This window comes from Micromonospora sp. NPDC023888 (assembly GCF_040639415.1).
Classification (GTDB): Bacteria; Actinomycetota; Actinomycetes; order Mycobacteriales; family Micromonosporaceae; genus Micromonospora.
Genome location: NZ_JBEZZW010000019.1, coordinates 96,379 through 110,997, shown reverse-complemented (window position 1 = coordinate 110,997; position 14,619 = coordinate 96,379). Strand labels below are relative to the sequence as shown.

General features: G+C 72.6%; 14 protein-coding genes, 1 pseudogene and 1 riboswitch. Of the genes and pseudogenes, 11 read left to right on the top strand and 4 right to left on the bottom strand.

All coding sequences use genetic code 11. The features are described from left to right. Positions 1 to 211: 211 nt before the first annotated feature. The 3 genes and pseudogenes from AB0F61_RS18995 to AB0F61_RS18985 all read right to left on the bottom strand — a co-directional run bounded on the left by AB0F61_RS18995 (position 212) and on the right by AB0F61_RS18985 (position 2,921). Positions 212 to 1,561 (bottom strand): NAD(P)/FAD-dependent oxidoreductase, encoded by a 1,350-nt coding sequence (locus AB0F61_RS18995; protein ID WP_357811235.1) that lies wholly within the window; start codon positions 1,559 to 1,561, stop codon positions 212 to 214. Between the two features lie 154 nt (positions 1,562 to 1,715). Next, a pseudogene (locus tag AB0F61_RS18990) lies at positions 1,716 to 2,033 on the bottom strand (TcmI family type II polyketide cyclase); the annotation flags it as partial. A 90-nt stretch (positions 2,034 to 2,123) separates the two neighbouring features. Further along, positions 2,124 to 2,921, bottom strand: coding sequence for a BTAD domain-containing putative transcriptional regulator (locus tag AB0F61_RS18985; protein ID WP_357811232.1), 798 nt, complete (start codon positions 2,919 to 2,921; stop codon positions 2,124 to 2,126). A gap of 444 nt (positions 2,922 to 3,365) precedes the next feature. Between AB0F61_RS18985 and AB0F61_RS18980 the strand changes: the two genes are divergently transcribed. From AB0F61_RS18980 to AB0F61_RS18935, 10 genes are all read left to right on the top strand, one after another. After that, a complete protein-coding gene (locus AB0F61_RS18980) occupies positions 3,366 to 3,704 on the top strand; it encodes a TcmI family type II polyketide cyclase (RefSeq protein WP_357811229.1) in 339 nt (112 codons plus the stop codon). Beyond that, complete coding sequence (locus AB0F61_RS18975; protein WP_357811226.1) at positions 3,701 to 5,434, top strand: acetyl-CoA carboxylase carboxyltransferase subunit alpha; 1,734 nt, start codon at positions 3,701 to 3,703, stop codon at positions 5,432 to 5,434. Before AB0F61_RS18980 ends, AB0F61_RS18975 begins: the two co-directional genes overlap by 4 nt. Next, the gene (accB, locus tag AB0F61_RS18970) at positions 5,431 to 5,943 is read left to right on the top strand and encodes an acetyl-CoA carboxylase biotin carboxyl carrier protein (RefSeq protein WP_357811223.1); all 513 of its coding nucleotides are present in this window, start codon (positions 5,431 to 5,433) and stop codon (positions 5,941 to 5,943) included. Before AB0F61_RS18975 ends, accB begins: the two co-directional genes overlap by 4 nt. Positions 5,944 to 5,962: 19 nt before the next feature. Beyond that, on the top strand, positions 5,963 to 7,405 hold the full coding sequence (locus AB0F61_RS18965; RefSeq protein WP_357811220.1) for an acetyl-CoA carboxylase biotin carboxylase subunit: 1,443 nt from the start codon (positions 5,963 to 5,965) through the stop codon (positions 7,403 to 7,405). Continuing rightward, a complete protein-coding gene (locus tag AB0F61_RS18960) occupies positions 7,402 to 8,157 on the top strand; it encodes an SRPBCC family protein (RefSeq protein ID WP_357811217.1) in 756 nt (251 codons plus the stop codon). Before AB0F61_RS18965 ends, AB0F61_RS18960 begins: the two co-directional genes overlap by 4 nt. After that, entirely contained in the window at positions 8,150 to 8,554 is a 405-nt protein-coding gene (locus tag AB0F61_RS18955; RefSeq protein WP_357811214.1) for a cupin domain-containing protein, read from the top strand. Before AB0F61_RS18960 ends, AB0F61_RS18955 begins: the two co-directional genes overlap by 8 nt. Positions 8,555 to 8,609: 55 nt before the next feature. Continuing rightward, positions 8,610 to 9,884 carry a beta-ketoacyl-[acyl-carrier-protein] synthase family protein gene (locus AB0F61_RS18950; protein WP_357811211.1) on the top strand — a complete coding sequence of 425 codons (1,275 nt, stop codon included), beginning with the start codon at positions 8,610 to 8,612 and terminating at the stop codon, positions 9,882 to 9,884. Then, entirely contained in the window at positions 9,881 to 11,131 is a 1,251-nt protein-coding gene (locus AB0F61_RS18945; protein ID WP_357811206.1) for a beta-ketoacyl synthase N-terminal-like domain-containing protein, read from the top strand. Before AB0F61_RS18950 ends, AB0F61_RS18945 begins: the two co-directional genes overlap by 4 nt. Then, positions 11,128 to 11,445, top strand: coding sequence for an antibiotic biosynthesis monooxygenase family protein (locus tag AB0F61_RS18940; protein ID WP_357811203.1), 318 nt, complete (start codon positions 11,128 to 11,130; stop codon positions 11,443 to 11,445). The genes AB0F61_RS18945 and AB0F61_RS18940 overlap by 4 nt, the downstream gene beginning before the upstream one ends. A gap of 233 nt (positions 11,446 to 11,678) precedes the next feature. Then, the gene (locus tag AB0F61_RS18935) at positions 11,679 to 11,939 is read left to right on the top strand and encodes a hypothetical protein (protein WP_110566555.1); all 261 of its coding nucleotides are present in this window, start codon (positions 11,679 to 11,681) and stop codon (positions 11,937 to 11,939) included. 118 nt (positions 11,940 to 12,057) lie between these two features. Here the strand turns inward: AB0F61_RS18935 and AB0F61_RS18930 are convergent, their stop codons facing one another. After that, positions 12,058 to 13,494 carry a glycine hydroxymethyltransferase gene (locus AB0F61_RS18930; RefSeq protein WP_357811200.1) on the bottom strand — a complete coding sequence of 479 codons (1,437 nt, stop codon included), beginning with the start codon at positions 13,492 to 13,494 and terminating at the stop codon, positions 12,058 to 12,060. Between the two features lie 19 nt (positions 13,495 to 13,513). Continuing rightward, positions 13,514 to 13,603, bottom strand: a riboswitch (ZMP/ZTP riboswitch). 147 nt (positions 13,604 to 13,750) lie between these two features. Here AB0F61_RS18930 and AB0F61_RS18925 point away from each other — a divergent pair. Next, entirely contained in the window at positions 13,751 to 14,557 is an 807-nt protein-coding gene (locus AB0F61_RS18925; protein ID WP_357811197.1) for an SDR family NAD(P)-dependent oxidoreductase, read from the top strand. The last annotated feature ends 62 nt before the right edge of the window (positions 14,558 to 14,619 follow it).

Genomic DNA, 14,619 nt, shown 5'->3' with positions numbered 1-14,619 from the left:
TCGCCGCAGCTTCGCACACGCGTATTGCCGACGACAGAGAGGATCGGCCGTAGGTGTCCCGGTTGGGGCGGCCACCTCAGGCGGTGCCTGCCGAGTCACGCAGCGTCGCACCGAACGGCACGAGATCCGGGGACCCGACGAGACCCCGGGCACGACGAGACCCGGGCCCGGCGGGGGACGCCGGACCCGGGTCGACGGGCCGATGCTGGACTCAGTCCTGGTCGCCCTCGTAGGTGTGGAAGTCGTCGACGAACCGGCGACGCAGCCGTGGCACCCGGCTTGTCACTCCGAAGTAGCCGCGCGCGCCGAGGAGCGCGAGTCGACCCACCACCGGCCGGTACATCCGGTCGTCGCCGCTGGTGCCGCTGCGGTTCAGCGACTCGGCGACCCGGGCGAAGCCGTACGGCACCATCACGGCCTCGTAGTCGGCGACCGCCTGCACCAGCGTCTTGTCGCCGGTGACGGCCCGGCCGAGCTGGTCGCAGAGCAGACGGGCGTCCCGCAGCGCGGTGTTCGCGCCCACCCCGCGGCCCGGGGTCATGGTGTGGATGGCGTCGCCGAGCATGGTGACGGTGCTGCTCTTCCAGGGCGGCGTCGGCTCGGACGTGGACACCCTGATCGGCAGGGCACTGGCCGGGTCCGCGCGGGTCAGCAGCTCCCGCAGGTTCGGATGCCAGTTGGAGGTGAGGTCCAGGGCGACGCCCACCAGGTCCTCGCCGCGACGGTCCATGACGTCGGTCGGGAACCGGCGGCCCGTGCTCCAGATGATCAGGTTGATGTTGTCGGTGGTGGTGTCGTGGGCCAGGCCGGGCCAGTTTCGCAGCAGCGCGGCGTCGGCGTCGCTGACGCCGGGTTTGACCGCCCGCCGGTTGTCCCACTTGAACTCCATGACGTGCAGGACGCCCATCATCCCGCCGACTCCGAAGATCAGCGAGATGCCCTGACGGACCCGCTCCGGGACGAGGCCGCGGGTGTGCGCGGTGAGGGGGATCCGGGTGGCGATGTTGATGGTGCCGGCGTCGCGGGTGACGGCGTGCGGCAGGTACTGCCGGCGCACCGCCGAGTGGGTGCCGTCCGCTCCGACGAGCAGGTTGCCGGTGGCGCTGGTGCCGTCGGCGAAGTACGCGGTGACCGTGCCGTCGTCGCGCTGCTCGTAGTGGGTGAAGGTCTTGTCGAAGTGCACCACGTCGTCCAGGCCGGTCAGCAGTACCTGGCGCAGCACCATCCGGGCCACCGAATGTTCGGTGTGGACCGGGTCGGCGCTCGGTCGCAGCGCGAACGACGCGGTCTGGCGAAGCCCCTGGGTGACCACGTTGAAGTAGTGCGGCGGCCGTGCGCAGGTCGCCAGGAAGGTGGCGAACAACTCCGGGGACAGGCACTGTCGCAGGGCCCGGCTACCGGTGGGGCCGATGCCGACCCGGTAGCCGAGCAGCCCTTCGGCGCGGTCGCGGTGCCGCTCGTAGACGGCGACGCTGATCCCGGCACGGCGCAGACCGTGCGCCAGGCACAACCCGCCCGTGCCGGCGCCGATGATCAGGACGTGCGGTGGGGCGGCGGGCATGTCAGCCCGCCGGGTGTGCCGCGGACGCGTCGGTGCTGGCCGGGCGCGCCGCGGGCGCCTCAAAACTGGCCGGGCGCGCCGCGGGCGTGTCGGTGCTGGCCGGGCGCGCCGAAGGCGCGTCAATGCTGGCCGGCCGCGCCGCGGGCGCGTCGGTGGCGTCCCACCGGTAGAAGCAGCCGGCGATCGCGTCCCGCGGGGAGCGCCAGGTCGGCAGGTACGGCGACGTGTGCGCGGAGAGCCGCTCGTTGACCTGTTGGAAGAGCGGGTGGTTGCGGGCCGCCGCGAGCGCGTCCGGGTCGACGTCGTCCGAGGTCTCCAGCAGGTGTACGCACAGGTCGTGCAGGCAGTACAGGGATCGGTGGGTGACGCCGGTCAGACCGGGCAGGTCGGTGGCGTCGGACTCGGCGAAGATCTGCGCGACCCGCCCCTCCGCTCCCGGGATGATCCGGCTGACGATCAGTAGACGACTCATGGGACCCCTTCCGCCGGTGGCCTTCCGATCCGCGGACCGGCGCCACGTGCTCTGTGCGCCTACCGTGCCGCAGCGTCTGTCACGTCACCGTCACGTACGCCGGCCCGCTGGTGACGGGCGGTCGGTGACGGCGTCGCGGGTGGCCTGGCGGATCGGGGCGAGCGTGTCGTCGAGCAGGGCGCTCATCGCGGGGCTCGGTTCCAGACTCAACTCCCTGCGCAGCAGGTCCCGGTAGACGTAGAAGGCGTGCACGGCCTCGAAGGCGTTGCCTTCGGCCAGGTGGATGCGGACCACCAGCCGGTGGGGCGTCTCCCGTAACGGCTCGGCGGCCATCGCCTCCAGCGCGGCTTCGAGGGCCTCGCCGTGCCGCCCCGCGGTGAGGTGCTGCTCGGCCACCTGTTCCAGCATGTGCAGGCGGAGTTGGCGCAGTCTCTCCCGGTCCAGCAGCACCCAGTCGTCGTACCAGCCGGGCAGCAGGTCGTGCCGGCCGGCGGCGAGCGCTCCCGCGGCGATGCGCGGGTCGTCGCCGTCGCGGACCCGGGCTGCGGTGCCGACCAGGTCGTCCACGTCGAGCCGGACCGTCGGGCCGAGCCGGACGGTGTCGCTGGCCACGGTCATCGGGCAGCACGGGTCCTGCCGGAGTCGCCACAGCGCGGTGCGGAGTGAGGACAGTGCCCGTTCCTCCGACGCGTCCGGCCAGAGCAGGCCCGCGAGTTGGCTGCGGGTGGCGCCGGGGCGCAGCCCGATCAGTGCGATCACCCGTTGCAGCCCGCGCGGCACCACGACCGGCACCGCCTCGCGCAACAGTCGGAAACCGCCGAGCAGGTGCAGTGAGACGCCTTCCCCGGGCGGCTCGCCGGCGGTCGGCACGGACGGGTCAGCGGTCACGGCGGCACCCCCTGCGGAACGCTCGTCCCGACTGTCTGCTGTGTCCCGGATCGGTTGCCCGTGACGCCACTGTCGGCCCCACCGCTGCGGGCGCGGTCACGGCTGCCGGGCGCGGCCCCGCCCGCCGGGGCGGCCGGGCTGACCACTGTGAAGATTATCAATAGCAGTCACGGTGAGTCAACGCTGTGGTGAATGTTCTATTGGCCGACAGTCAACCCGAGATCGGTTCTGAACTGCGTAAACGTTCGTCGGCTCGGCCGCCTCGGGTGCAGCGTACGCATAGCTGGTACACAGGATGCGTCAACGCAGCGTCACCGTCATACGTCGCTGGTCGGTGCCGCGCGGTGACGCCGCCGTGACGAGGACTGCCGCATCGTGTCCGCAGTCGTCCAGCGCGTCCGGGGCCACCCGTCGCCGGCCGGACGCCGTGGGGGGAGGCCCAGTATGGACCGATCACTGATCGTCGCGAAGGTGGATCCGACCGCCGAGGAGCGGGTCGCCGAGATCTTCGCCGAGTCGGACGCGACCGAGCTGCCGCGCCTGGTCGGCGTTCGGCACCGGTCGCTGTACCGGCTGCACGATCTCTACGTGCACCTGCTGGAGACGGAGCATCCGGCAGCGGACGCGGTGGAGGGCGCCCGGGGTCACCCCGAGTTCATCCGGGTCAGCGACCGCCTGCGCCCGTACGTGTCGCCGTACCTGCCCACCTGGCGCTCACCGCGGGACGCGATGGCGCAGTGCTTCTACCGGTTCGACGCCCCGGACACCCGGCGGCGGTCGTGACCGCCACCGTGCCACGGGAGGAGCAGCTCTGGTCGCGCTGCGTCGGCTGCGCCAGCCTGCTCTACCGCAAACGGTTGCGCCGCAACCTGGACGTCTGCCCCGAGTGTGGGGAGCACGCCCGACTCGGCGCCCCGGAACGCCTGCGTCAGCTTGTCGACCCGGGGTCGCTGTGCCTGCTGCCCGACCAGCTTCCCGAGACGGACCCGATCGACTTCGTCGACGTGCTGCCGTACCCGCAGCGGCTCAGCGCCGCGCGTGCCAGCACCGGCCTGACCGAGGCGGTCGTCTGCGCCACCGCCACCATCGGTGGGCACCCGGCCGTGTTGGCGGTGATGGATTTCCGCTTCCTGGGCGGCAGCCTGGGCTGCGCGGTGGGGGAGCTGATCACCCGGGCCGCCGAACGGGCGCTGGACGACCGCGTCCCGCTCATCCTGATCACCGCCTCCGGCGGGGCGCGGATGCAGGAGGGCGTGCTGTCGTTGATGCAGATGGCCACCGTCAGCCAGGCCATCGCCGCGCTGCGCGAGGCGGGCCTGCTCACCGTGAGCGTCCTCACCGACCCGACCTACGGCGGGGTGGCCGCGTCGTTCGCCACCAACACCGATCTGGTGCTCGCGGAGAGCGGCGCGCGGATGGGCTTCGCCGGTCCCCGGGTGATCCGCCAGATCACCGGTCGGGCGCTGCCGGAGGGCTTCCAGAGCGCCGACGTCCTGCTCCGCCACGGTCAGGTCGACATGGTCGTGCAGCGCCGGTCACTGCGCGGACGGTTGGGGGCGTTGCTGACCGCCACCCGCGCCACCCGCCCGGCCCGTCCGCCCGTACCCCGGCAGGAGCCGGCGCCGCACCGCGAGACCCTGGCCGACGTCGGCACGACGGCGGCGGCCCCGGCGGGCGGCAGTGACACCCCCGCGGTACGCGACGCGTGGGACACGGTCCGGCTGGCGCGACACCCCGGTCGACCGACCACACTGGACTACCTCGACTCGGTCTTCGACGGTTTCCTGGAGCTGCACGGCGATCGGCTCGGCGGGGACTGCCCGGCCGTCGTGGGAGGTGTGGCGCGACTGGCCGACCGGCACGTGATGGTCATCGGCCACCAGAAGGGGCACACCACCGCCGAGTTGGTCGCCCGCAACTTCGGCATGGCCAGCCCGGCCGGGCACCGCAAGGCGCTGCGGTTGATGCGCCTCGCCGCCCGGCTCGGCCTGCCCGTGGTCACACTCGTGGACACCCCCGGCGCCGACCCCGGGGTGAGCGCCGAGGAGCAGGGCCAGGCGGCGGCCATCGCGGAGAACATCCTCACCCTCACCGTGCTGCCCACCCCCGTGCTCGCGGTGATCACCGGGGAGGGCGGCAGCGGCGGCGCGCTGGCGCTTGCGGTCGCCGACCGGGTGTTGATGCTGGAGAACGCCGTCTACTCGGTGATCAGCCCCGAGGGCTGCGCGGCCATCCTCTGGCCGGACCGGTCGGCGGCGCCGCAGGCCGCCCGCGCGCTCAAGCTGACCGCGCCCGACCTGTGCCGGCTCGGCGTGGTCGACGAGGTCGTACCGGAGCCGTCCACCGCCGCGCACGACGACCCGGCGGAGACCGCCCACCGGTTGCGCGCCGCCCTGCTGAGCAATCTCCTGCCGCTGCTGGACGTGCCGCCCGCCATGCTGGTCCGCCTGCGTCGACAGCGCTTCCGCCGGTTCGGGATGGCGCGCGCCGGTGCTCGGGCGGGTGCCCGGTGACCGCCGGGGACGCGACGGTGTCGACCGTGGAGGCGCCCCACGACGCCGGGGCGGATGGCGAGGAGGCGCTGGCCGGCCTGCGCCGGCAGGCACAACACCTGATCGCCGAACTGGCCGGGCCGGTGCGCCGGATCCGCCTGCGCAGCGGTCCGGCGGTGCTGGAGGTCGAGTGGCACCCGGAAGAGCTGACCCGAACGGACGTACCTGCTGGGGTGGTCGAGGCGGCCGCCGGCCCGCCAGCGGCGCCGGTCCGGCCGGCGGTGCCCGGACGGGCCGCGGTGCGGGCACCCATCGTCGGCACCTTCTACCGGGCCTCGGAGCCCGGCGCGAAGCCGTTCGTCGCGGTGGGCGACCTGGTCCGTCCGGGCCAACCGGTCGCCATCGTCGAGGCGATGAAGCTGATGAACGAGGTGACCGCCGACCGCGCCGGTCGGGTGGTCGCGATCCTCGTCGAGGACGGCCACCCGGTGGAGTACGACCAGCCGCTTGTCGAGCTGGACCCGGCATGACGGCGCAGGGTGGTTGACCATGTTCGAGACCGTGCTGATCGCCAATCGGGGCGAGATCGCCCTGCGGGTGCTGCGCGCCTGCAAGGAGCTGGGCGTGCGGACGGCTGTGGTCTACTCCGCGGCGGACGCCGACTCGGCGGCGGTCCGTCTCGCCGACCAGGCCGTCCGGATCGGGCCCGCGTCGAGTCGGCGCAGCTACCTCAACGCGGCGGCGATCGTGGAGGCGGCCCGGCAGGTGGGCGCGCAGGCCGTGCACCCCGGTTACGGCTTCCTCTCCGAGGACGCCGACTTCGCCGAGATCTGCGTGGACAACGGGCTGACCTTCATCGGCCCACCACCGTCGGTGATGGCCGCGCTTGCCGACAAGTCCTCGGCACGCGCGCTGATGAGCCGTGCCGGCCTGCCACTGTCGCCGGGCAGTGTCGCACCGGTGCCGACCGCCGCCGCGGCGGCCGAGGTCGCCGCGGCCGTCGGCTACCCGGTGATCGTGAAGGCCGCCGCCGGGGGCGGCGGTCGGGGAATGACAGTCGTGCGGACACCGGGCGAGCTGCGCCGGGCGTACACGCGTACCCGGGCCGCCGCCCAGGCCGCCTTCGGCGACGACCGGGTGTACGTCGAGCGCTACCTCACCGAGGCGCGGCACGTCGAGGTGCAGGTGCTCTGCGACTCCCACGGCAACGGGGTGCACCTGGGCACCCGGGACTGCTCGGTGCAACGCCGGCACCAGAAGTTGGTCGAGGAGGCGCCCGCCCCGGCGCTGTCCGCCGCCGTTCTCGACACCATCGCCGAGGCCGCCCTGCGGGGCGCGTTGGCTGTCGGTTTCGTCGGTGCCGGCACGCTGGAGTTCCTTGTCGACGCCGAGGAGAAGTTCCACTTCCTGGAGATCAACTGCCGGATCCAGGTCGAGCATCCGGTCACCGAGATGGTCACCGGGATCGACCTGGTGCACGAGCAACTGCACATCGCCGCCGGGGTGCCGCTGCGCTGGCGGCAGGAGGAGATCCGCCTGCACGGCGTCGCGGTGGAGTGCCGGGTCAACACCGAGGACCCCGCCCGGGACTTCACTCCGACCCCCGGCCGGTTGGAGCGGTTCACCCCACCCGGCGGCCCGTTCACCCGGGTGGACACCCACGCCAGCGCCGGCTACCTGGTCGGCCCCTGGTACGACTCGCTCCTGGCCAAGGTGATCGTCTGGGCGCCCGACCGGGAGCTGGCCCTCAACCGGCTGGAGCGGGCCCTGGACGAGTTCGACATCGCCGGGCCGGGCGTCCACACCACCATCCCGTTCGTCCGGCGCGTGCTCGACGACGCCGCATTCCGCAAGGGCCGCTACACGACCGGCCTGGTCGACCGTCTGCTCGCCGCGCCCGAGGCGGCGTCCGCGCAGCGGCCGGCGGCCACCCCCGCACCGCGCCCCGCGTCCGCCGCGGAGCCCGACACGACCCTCAGGAGGACCCGATGACCGTCACTCATGGTCGCCCGATGACCGCAGAGATCACCGACATCCTGGTGGCGCACTGTGGGCTGGACGCCGACGCGGCGGCCCGGGCGCCCGCCGCGTCCCTGGAAGAGCTGGGGATGGACTCACTCGCACTGCTGGAACTCTCCGCGGTCGTCGCCGACCGGTGGCAGGTGAGCATCCCCGAGCAGGCCGGGGAGCTGAGCATCCCGGCGGTGGCCGATCTGGTCGCCCGCCGCGTCGACCCACCCGGGCACACCGAGAACACCGTGGTGATCGACGCGCCGCTGGCGCTGGTCTGGGAGGTCACCAACGACGTGGCGAACTGGACCGAACTGTTCACCGAGTACGCCGTGGTGGACATCCTGCACCGCGAGGGGCACACCGTGCGGTTCCGGCTCACCATGTATCCCGACGAGAACGGGGTGTCCTGGAGCTGGGTCAGCGAACGCACCTCCGACCCCGTGAGCAGGCAGGTCCGGGCGCACCGGGTGGAGACCGGGCCGTTCGAGTACATGCGGATCCACTGGCGCTACACCGAGGAGGCCGACGGCACCCGGATGACCTGGACGCAGGACTTCGCGATGAAGCCGACCGCGCCGCTCGACAACGCCGCGATGACCGAGCGGATCAACACCAACAGCGTCATCCAACTCGCGGTGATCAAGGACCGGGTGGAGCGGATGGCCCGGCAGCGCGCCGACCAGGACACCCCGGCGGGCAGCGCCGACCCGACGGAGGCCGACGATGAGTGACCTGAGCACCCGGCCGATCGCAGCCGGGGACGTACCCGCCGACCGGCGACGCGGCGGTGAGCTGCGGGTGCTGCTCGGCCCCCGCACCGTCGGCAGCACCTCGGGCTTCCTCGGGGTCGCCACCCTCGCCCCGGGGGAGCGGATCGCCGAGCACTACCACCCGTACAGCGAGGAGTTCCTGTACGTGGCGCGCGGCGCGATCACCGTCGACCTGGACGACCAACCGACGCTGCTGGCCGCCGGTGAGGCGCTGTTCGTACCGGTGAACGTGCGGCACCGACTGCGCAACACCGGCGTCGAACCGGCCGAGGTGGTCTTCCACCTGGGCCCGCTCGCACCCCGCCCCGAACTGGGGCACGTCGACACCGAGTTGGCCGAACAGCGCGGTGGGTCGTGAGCGCGAGGAGTGAGCCGGGGTTGCGAGCCCCGCAGTCGCGAACCGAGGTGGCGTCGTGAGCGGACGTCGCACGGTGGTGACCGGGATCGGGGTGGTGGCCCCCGGGGGCGCCAGCCGGGACCGGTTCTGGAAGACCATCACCGAGGGGCGGACAGCCACCCGGCGGATCAGCTTCTTCGACCCGTCGGCGTTCCGGTCGCAAATCGCCGCGGAGTGCGACTTCGACCCGACCGCCGCGGGGCTCACCGAAGCCGAACGACGCCGGGCCGACCGGTACGTGCAGTTCGCGCTGGCCTGCTCCGTGGAGGCCGTCGCCGATGCCGGACTGGTGCTCACCGACGCCGAGCGGGACCGGGCCGGGGTGGTCCTCGGCACCGCCGTGGGCGGCACGATGGCGTTGGAGCAGGAGTACGTCACCGTCAGCGAGCACGGCCAACGCTGGCTTGTCGACGCGACGCGCGGCGGCCCGTACCTCTACCAGGCGCTGGTGCCCAGCAGCCTCGCCGCCGACGTGGCCTGCCGGCACGGGCTGCACGGCCCGGCGCAGGTGGTGTCCACCGGTTGCACCTCCGGCATCGACGCCATCGGCTACGCCCACCAGCTCATCGTGGACGGTGAGGCGGACGTGATGCTGGCCGGCGCGTCGGACTCGCCGATCTCACCGGTCACCGTCGCCTCGTTCGACGCGATCAAGGCGACCAGCCCGGACAACGACGACCCGGCGCACGCCTCCCGCCCGTTCGACGCCGACCGGCACGGGTTCGTGCTGGCCGAGGGCGGGGCGGTGCTGGTGTTGGAGGAGCTCGGGCACGCCCGCCGGCGGGGCGCGCACATCTACTGCGAGGTGGCCGGCTACGCCAGCCGCAGCAACGGTTACCACATGACGGGGCTGCGTCCGGACGGCCTGGAGATGGGCCTCGCCGTCAGCGACGCGCTGAAACAGGGGCGCATCCTCCCCGAACAGGTGTCCTACATCAGCGCCCACGGCTCCGGCACCCGGCAGAACGACAGGCACGAGACAGCCGCGTTCAAACGGGCGTTGGGCCAGGCCGCGTACCGGGTGCCGATCAGCTCGATCAAGTCGATGGTCGGGCACTCGCTCGGCGCGATCGGGTCCATCGAGATGGCGGCGTGCGCCCTCGCTATCGAGTTCGGCGTGGTGCCACCGACGGCCAACTGGAGCACCCGGGACCCGGAGTGCGACCTGGACTACGTACCGAACGAGGCCCGCGAGGTCCCGGTGGACGTGGCGCTGTCGGTGGGCAGCGGGTTCGGCGGCTTCCAGTCGGCGATGGTGTTCCGCCGGCCGTTCGGCACGGTGGCGGCGTGAGCGCCGCCCGGGCGGTGGTGACCGGCATCGGCGTGGTCGCACCGAGTGGCATCGGCGCGGACGCGCACTGGCGAACCGTACTGGCCGGCACCCGCCGGACCGGACCGATCACCCTGTTCGACCCGGCCGGCTACCCGACCCGCCTCGGCGGAGAGGTGCCCGGCTTCACCGCCGACTCCTACGCCGACAGTCGACAGGTGGTGCAGACCGACAGGTGGACGCACCTCGGCTTCGCGGCGACCCGGCTGGCGTTGGCCGACGCCGGCCTGCCCGACCGGGCCCCCGACCCGTACGGCTACGCGGTGGCCCTGGCCAGCTCGTCCGGAGGCAACCTGTTCGGCCAGCGGGAACTGCAACGGCTGTGGGGCGGGTCGTCGCGCACGGTCGGGGCGTACCAGTCGATCGCCTGGTTCTACGCGGCGAGCGTCGGCCAACTGTCCATCCACCACCAGTTCAAGGGCCCGAGCGGGGTGCTGGTCGCGGAGGCGGCCGGCGGGCTGGACAGCCTCGCGCACGCCGCCCGCGCGGTACGCCGGGGCACCCCGGTGGTGATCGCCGGGGCCACCGAGTGCCCGCTCAGCCCGTACGCGCTGGCGTGCCAGTTGCGTTCCGGCCTCCTCAGCGACGTGTCCGATCCGCAACGGGCGTACCGACCGTTCGACGCCTCGGCCAGCGGCTACCTGCCGGCCGAGGGGGGCGCGGTGTTCGTGGTGGAGGAGTTGGGGCACGCCCTCGCCCGGGGTGCCCGGGTCTACGGCGAGGTGAGCGGGTGGGGTTCCACCCACGACGCCGCGCACACCACCGCGGACAGCGCCGGCGACCCGGCCCAGTACGCGCGGGCGATGCGGCTGGCCCTGGACCGGGCCGACGTCGCGGCGGCCGGGATCGACGTGGTGCTGCCCGACGCCCTCGGTGTACGCCGTTACGACCGCAGCGAGGCCGAGGCGCTGCGCGCCGTGTTCGCCGACCGGCCGGTGCCGGTGACGACGCAGAAGCCGCTGACCGGGCGGGCGTACCAGGGCGGGTCGGCACTGGACGTGGCCACCGCGCTGCTCGCCTTCGCGCACGACACGCTGCCCGCGTCGGCCGGCCCGGAGGAGGTCGCCGAGGGGTGCGAACTGGACTTCCTCCGCGAGCACCGCCAGCCGCGCAGCCGGCTCGCGCTGGTCTGCGCCAGAGGCTTCGACGGGTTCAACAGTGCGCTGGTCCTGCGCGGGGCAGTGCCGATGAGGGGAGAGACGCCATGAGCGGACAACGGGCACGGGTGGTGTTCCTGGTGCGGGTGCCGGTGCCGCGCACCGAAGAGTTTCTCGCCGCCTACGAGGAGGTGCGCCACCTGGTCGCCGACGGGGTGCCGGGACACCTCGTCGACCAGGTGTGCCGCTCGTCGACCGACCCCGAACAGTGGCTGATCACCAGCGAGTGGGTGACCCTTGCCGACTTCGAGGCCTGGGAGCGCAGCCCCGAGCACCGGGACCTGGTGCGCCCGATGCGGGAGTGCTTCACCGACGCCCGCTCGCTGCGTTTCCACATCCACGCCCAGACACCCGCGCTGGTCTGAGGTCGGTGCTGAGTGGATGCGACGGCCTGATCATGGGTGTCGGTCCGAGTCATCGGGCTCACCCGGTGACCACGACGCCATCGGGCCGTCCGACGGACGCTGCGACCGTCGTCGGAGGTGACCGCCGGACCGGGCCGATCGCCGGGGGCGTCCACTCGCGGGCTGACACACCGCGTTCACCGGATGGCAATGCGCGACGGCCGCCGTACCGTCGTCCTGGGTGGACGGTCATAATGGGCCGCATGGTTGCCTGGGAGTACGCCCTGCTCGTCCGCCGCTATCAGGGACAGGGCCGCAATTTCCATGTCTCGTTCGTCTGGTACGCCCCGGACGGGTCCCGCAAGGACATCACCGCCTTCGGTGACACCGCCATCGCGCACCTCAACCGCGCGGGCCGGGAGGGGTGGGAGCTCGTCTCCGCGGCCGAGGACGTGAACAACGTCCAGGGCAGTACCGAGGTGCACCGCTACCACCTGAAGCGTCCGCTGGCCTGAGGGCGGTCACCCCAGTGAGCGATAGACCTCTGGGTCATGGTCATGACTCAGAGGTCTATCGCTCGTTCCGGTGGCTGCCACCGACGGCGTGCCGGGCGCACCCGTCGCGGCTGTGCCGTCAGGCCAGGTCGATGCCTGGGTAGAGCGGGTGGGGGGCCAGCAGGTCGGTCGCCTGACGGGCGACCTTGTCGGCCAGGTCGGCGTCGAGAACGTACTTCGCCTTGGAGGGGGTGCCGTCGGCGTTGGCGCCGGCCGTGGTCTGGGTCAGCACGGTGTGCATCAGCTCCGCGGTCTGGTCCATCTCGGCGGTGCCCAGGCCCCGGGTGGTCAGCGCCGGGGTGCCGATCCGGATGCCGGACGTGTACCAGGCCCCGTTCGGGTCCTGCGGGACCGAGTTGCGGTTGGTGACGATGCCCGAGTCGAGCAGCGCCTGCTCGGCCTGGCGGCCGGTGAGCCCGTAGCCGGACACGTCGATCAACACCAGGTGGTTGTCGGTGCCACCGGTGACGAGCTTCGCGCCCCGGCGCAGCAGCCCCTCGGCGAGGGCCTGCGCGTTGTCCACGATCCGCTGGGCGTAGTCGGCGAAGTCGGGGCGGCGGGCCTCCGCGAGGGCGACGGCCTTGGCGGCCATGACGTGCGGCAGCGGACCACCGAGCACCATCGGGCAGCCCCGGTCCACCTGGTCGGCCAGCTCCGGCTGGCAGAGCACCATGCCGCCGCGCGGGCCGCGCAGCGACTTGTGGGTGGTGGTGGTGACGATGTGCGCGTGCGGCACCGGGTCGAAGTCGCCGGTGAACACCTTGCCCGCGACCAGGCCGGCGAAGTGCGCCATGTCGACCATGAAGGTGGCGCCGACCGAGTCGGCGATCTCTCGCAGGATCCGGAAGTTCACCTTCCGCGGGTACGCCGAGTAGCCGCCGACCAGGATCAGCGGCTTGAACTCGCGGGCCGCCTCGGCGACCCGGTCGTAGTCGATCAGGCCGGTCGCCGGGTCGGTGCCGTAGCTGCGCTGGTCGAACATCTTGCCGGAGATGTTCGGCCGGAAACCGTGGGTGAGGTGGCCGCCGGCGTCCAGCGACATGCCGAGCATCCGCTGGTTGCCCAGCTCGCGGCGCAGCGCGAACCAGTCGGCCTCGGTGAGGTCGTTGACCTGGCGCACCTGCGCCTTCTTCAGCGCGGGGGACTCCACCCGGTCGGCCAGCACCGCCCAGAAGGCGACCAGGTTGGCGTCGATGCCCGAGTGCGGCTGCACGTACGCGTGCGCCGCGCCGAACAGCTCCCGGGCGTGCTCGGCGGCGAGCGCCTCGACGGTGTCGACGTTCTGGCAGCCGGCGTAGAAACGGCGGCCGACGGTGCCCTCGGCGTACTTGTCGCTGAACCAGTTGCCCATCGCCAGCAGGGTCGCCGGGGAGGCGTAGTTCTCGCTGGCGATGAGCTTGAGCGACTCCCGCTGGTCGGTCAGCTCGGCGCCGATGGCATCGGCGACCCGCGGCTCGACAGCCCGGATCACCTCAAGGGCACTACGGAATGCGGTGGACTCGGCGTTGTGCGACATGCGACCTCCAACAGACGTGCGGGAAGGCCCAGGCGCTCGGCAAACGTCCTCGTGACGGGGCCGCTCCCCGATGGTTGTCCATCCCCACGCGCCAGTAACGGCCCGCGCCGATCCTACCGGGCCGGCCGGGGCCGTCCCGGGCGACCTCCGTACGCCACACGCCGGAAGGGTTGGGCGGTCGACCTCGGGGCACACGGTAGAGAGCGGCTACCGCTGCCGGTACGACCGCCCACCCGCACGAGAGGAGTCACCCATCATGACCACACCGTCCACCGACCGGCCGCTCGCCGTGGTGACCGGAGCGTCCAGCGGAATCGGGTACGAGCTGGCCGTGCAGTTCGCCGAGCACGGGTTCGACCTGGTCGTGGCCGCCGAGGACGACGGCATCTCGACGGCGGCCGAGAAGCTGCGCCGCGACGGCGGCCCGCAGGTCCAGCCGGTGCGCGTCGACCTGGCCCGTGAGCAGGGCGTGGAGGAGCTGGCATCGGCGATCGCCGCCACCGGGCGTCCGGTGGACGCCCTGGCGCTCAACGCCGGCCGGGGCGCCGGCGGCGCGTTCGTCGGCGGTACCGACCTGCGTGACGAGTTGGAGATCGTCGACCTCAACGTGCGCTCGACGGTGCACCTGGCCAAGCGGCTGCTGCCCGGCATGGTCGAGCGGGGCGCGGGCCGGGTGCTGTTCACCTCGTCGATCGCCTCGACCATGCCGGGGCCGTTCCAGGCGGTGTACAACGCCTCGAAGTCGTTCGTGCAGTCCTTCGCCGAGGCGCTGCGCAACGAGCTGAAGGACACCGGCGTCACGGTGACCGCGCTGATGCCCGGGCCGACCGACACGGAGTTCTTCGAGCGGGCCGACATGGAGGACACCCGGGTCGGCTCGGGCTCCAAGGACGACCCGGCGAAGGTCGCCGCGCAGGGCTTCGAGGCGCTGATGAAGGGTGATCAGACGGTCACCGCGGGTTCGCTGATGAACAAGGTGCAGACCGCAGCCGGAAAGATCATCCCGGACAAGCTCAAGTCCGAGCAGCACCGGCACATGGCCGAGCCGGGTTCCGGTGGCTGACCACGCTGACGCACGACGAGGGGCCCGGCAGCACGCCGGGCCCCTCGGTGTACGTGGTCGAC